3 protein-coding genes are annotated in these 2,818 nt (G+C 36.4%); all 3 read right to left on the reverse strand.

All coding sequences use genetic code 11. From position 1 onward, the window contains the following. Positions 1–58: 58 nt before the first annotated feature. Positions 59–373 carry a hypothetical protein gene (locus tag WGMM_RS06345; RefSeq protein ID WP_240991803.1) on the reverse strand — a complete coding sequence of 105 codons (315 nt, stop codon included), beginning with the start codon at positions 371–373 and terminating at the stop codon, positions 59–61. A 214-nt stretch (positions 374–587) separates the two neighbouring features. Beyond that, positions 588–803 carry a hypothetical protein gene (locus WGMM_RS05450; RefSeq protein ID WP_081818047.1) on the reverse strand — a complete coding sequence of 72 codons (216 nt, stop codon included), beginning with the start codon at positions 801–803 and terminating at the stop codon, positions 588–590. 164 nt (positions 804–967) lie between these two features. Beyond that, the coding region (carB, locus tag WGMM_RS00675; RefSeq protein ID WP_038248468.1) for a carbamoyl-phosphate synthase large subunit at positions 968–2,818 on the reverse strand (1,851 nt) is incomplete at its 5' end.

The raw sequence follows: 2,818 nt of genomic DNA on the forward strand, positions 1-2,818 counted from the left end.
AGTTATTGATATATATTTTCTTTTAAGCTCTTGGTTTTGATCGATAAATGTAATCATTTCATCTTCTAAAAGTTTTAATTTGATTACGTAAAATTGCAAGAAGTTCCTCTATTTGTTTGATTATAGATGTATCAGTTACCTGTTGGATTTGGTTTTTTTGTATTTTTGCTATTTCTACAAGTTGGTTTCTACGAGATAATTTTTGTTTCAAGCAATCAATATTACCATTACTAACTGTTAAAGGAGTAACACGCATATCTGTATTATTAACATAACGTGAGATGATACTGCAGTCTATTTTATCAGTTTTTGTAGTAATACCAAGGCTTTTAGCATAGTCTTTTCCACCTTGGTTGAATGACGTACACCTCAAAACCATTGCTTAGTAAAGTATAGGCACATAATTTTTCGTATCCACCAGTTGCCTCAAGAGCAATTTTGGTTACATTATGCAAACGTAAAAAGTCCAGCATTTCACCAATGGATTGTACAATTGTTTTCAAATATTTTATAATGCTCAAGTGGGTGAATGTGGAGATCTAATTTACTTTTGCTGACATCAATGCCAGCAATAATGTTTGATGAATTCATAATTCCTCCGTAATAATAACATATACTGCATTTTCCAGCCTTATATACGAGCCTAAAAGCTCAATCAGTCGTTCGGAACTTTCAGTATAATAAACCAGAGAAGAGAACCTTGCTGAACAACGATTCTTATAATCAAGGGGCGTGACGATTTCTCTTCTCTGTGTGTCTTTAATCTCACTACTTTGATATTTATAAAGACTTGTTCTTAACATATAAGGGAAGTGTCCTCTAGGTGAGATTGTGGAGCATTCGTTGCAGCATTTGGCTGTTCAATTACGCTAGTTGATTCTTTAGGTATACTATTTCCTTCAAAATTTTCATCTTTTTATTATGTTCTCTTTAGCATTTTGAGAGTGAATTATTTTAGTTTTGATATTTAAACGTTTTGTATCTGCTGTAATGATTTCACTTCCAGTTTGCTATTCTTTACATATTGAATTGCAAGCACTAACGCTTTACTTCCGGAAGCTGTGGTGCTGTAAGCTATATTTTGCAAAATAGCAGTTCTCCTGATATCTTTGCTGTCTGAGACTGACTTTACACCTTTTGAAGTATTAATCACTAGATTTATTTTTCCATCTTTGAGCATATCAACTATGTGGGGTCTGCCTTCTCTTACTTTATTTACAGCTTGTGCAGCAATGCCGTTATTGTTCAGATACGAAGCTGTGCCTTTGGTGGCATATATTTCAAAACTCAGTTCTTTCAACATTCGTGCAACTGGCAATATATACTTTTTATCATCATCTTTTACTGAAACCAGAGCTGTTCCTTCTGTTGGTAACTTGTATCCTGCAGCCATGTGCGTTTTTGCAAGTGCAGCTTCAAATGATGAGTCAATTCCCATCACTTCTCCTGTTGATTTCATTTCAGGACCAAGTAAAGTATCAACTCCTGCAAAGCGGGTAAATGGAAAAACAGCAGCTTTAACTGCAAAATGATTGAAAGGCTTGTTTTCCTGATTCAATTTTTTACCCAAAACAACCTGAGTGGCAAGCTTTGCAATAGGAATATTGATTACCTTGGAAATAAAAGGAACTGTGCGACTAGCCCTTAGATTCACTTCAAGTATGTATACATCACTAGACCTCTTGCATAACTCGATTTCTGAAGGCAATTTTGTCGTCAAAGCTTGTCTGCGCTCCTCAAATACATTCGAGTATTCTGTGGTGCTCATCTGCATTTTTTCTAAAAATTTCTCATCACAAACAGGTTCTGCAAGAGGTCTATTCTCTTGAACAGCAAACTGAATGTTTATCAGACCTTTCACTTCTAGTGCAAGAGCTATTCTTTCAGTTTGTAGCTTAATCTCTTTTATTACTTCGTCACTCAATGTATTTGTCGGTATTGAGCATGTTGAATCACCAGAGTGGATACCAGCTTCTTCAATATGCTCCATGACCGCTGCAATGAAAACTTTTTCCCCATCACATACAGCATCAACGTCAACCTCAACTGCATTGACTAAAAATTTATCAAGAAGCAGCGATCCGTGTCCAAAAATTTTGGTTTGATTCAAGACATACTCTTTGAAGCTCTGAGTATCGTGTCTAATCGACATAGACTGACCGCCAAGGACATATGATGGCCTGACTACTAGTGGAAACCCCACCTTTTCTGCGTTGGTTAACGCTTCTTCTACTGAATGGCAGATAGAATTTTCAGGTTGTTTTAAATTAAGTTGCAAAGCAAGATTTTTAAACCTCATGCGATCTTCTGCAAGGTCAATAGAATCAAACGAAGTTCCCAAAATTTTGAAACCTCTCTCGTTAAGCACTTTGGCTAACTTTAAAGGTGTTTGACCACCTATTTGAACTATTACACCAACCAGTGTGCCATTTTCTTGCTCTTTGCTTAGTATTTCAAGCACATCCTCTGCAATCAGTGGGGCAAAATATAAACGATCAGCGGTATCGTAGTCAGTTGAAACAGTTTCTGGATTACAGTTGATCATTATTGTTTCATACCCCATTTCTTTGGCGGCAGAAGCTGCATGTACGCATGCATAATCAAATTCAATACCTTGACCAATGCGGTTTGGACCACTTCCTAAAATGACAACCTTTTTTCGGTCAGAAATGTCCGCTTCGCATTCTGTCCTATTTGTAATGTTTCCCTCATAACAGCCATACATATAAGCAGTGCTCGATTCAAATTCAGCTGCACAGGTGTCTACACGCTTATAAACTTGTTTGATGCCAAATTTTTTTCTTGTTTCTTCGATTTG

This window comes from Wolbachia endosymbiont of Glossina morsitans morsitans, from assembly GCF_000689175.1.
GTDB lineage: Bacteria > Pseudomonadota > Alphaproteobacteria > Rickettsiales > Anaplasmataceae > Wolbachia > Wolbachia pipientis.

Coding starts and splice junctions, on each gene's coding strand:
- WGMM_RS05450 (WP_081818047.1), bottom strand. CDS start 803: ATGTTAAGAACAAGTCTTTATAAATATCAAAGTAGTGAGATTAAAGAC.